Source organism: Desertibacillus haloalkaliphilus (genome assembly GCF_019039105.1).
GTDB classification, from domain to species: domain Bacteria; phylum Bacillota; class Bacilli; order Bacillales; family KJ1-10-99; genus Desertibacillus; species Desertibacillus haloalkaliphilus.
On the sequence record NZ_JAHPIV010000240.1, the window covers coordinates 1 to 401 of the forward strand.

The following is a 401-nucleotide window of genomic DNA, read 5'->3' on the forward strand; positions in this document are numbered from 1 at the left end:
TCTCTCCCTCTTCCTCCCTTTTTCCCCTTTCTTCCTTTCTCTTTTTCCCCCCTCCCTCCTTTCTCCTCTTTCCTCTCCTTTTCCCCTTTCCTCTTCTCTTTTCCTTTCCTTTTCTCCCTCCCCCTTCCTTCCCTTTTTTTCTTTTTTCCCCCTTTTTCCTCCTTTCCCCTCTTCTCCCCTCTCTCCTCTTCTTTCCTTTCTTTCCTTCTCTCCCTCCCCTCTTCCCTTTTCCCCCCCTTCTTCTCTTTTTCTTTCCCCTTCTCTCTCCCCCCCTTTTTCCCTTTTTCTCCTTCCTCTCCCCTCTTTTTCCTTTCTTTCCTCCCTTCCTCCTCCTTCCCCTTCTCTCCTTTTCCTCCCCCCCCTCTCTTCTTCCCTTCTCCTTCCCTTCCTCTTCCTCCTCT

The 401-nt window shown here is 50.4% G+C and carries 1 protein-coding gene; it reads right to left on the reverse strand.

Going from position 1 to position 401, the window contains the following annotated elements; translation table 11 throughout:
* The coding region (locus KH400_RS29885) for a hypothetical protein (RefSeq protein WP_217228193.1) at positions 1-401 on the reverse strand (401 nt) is incomplete at both ends.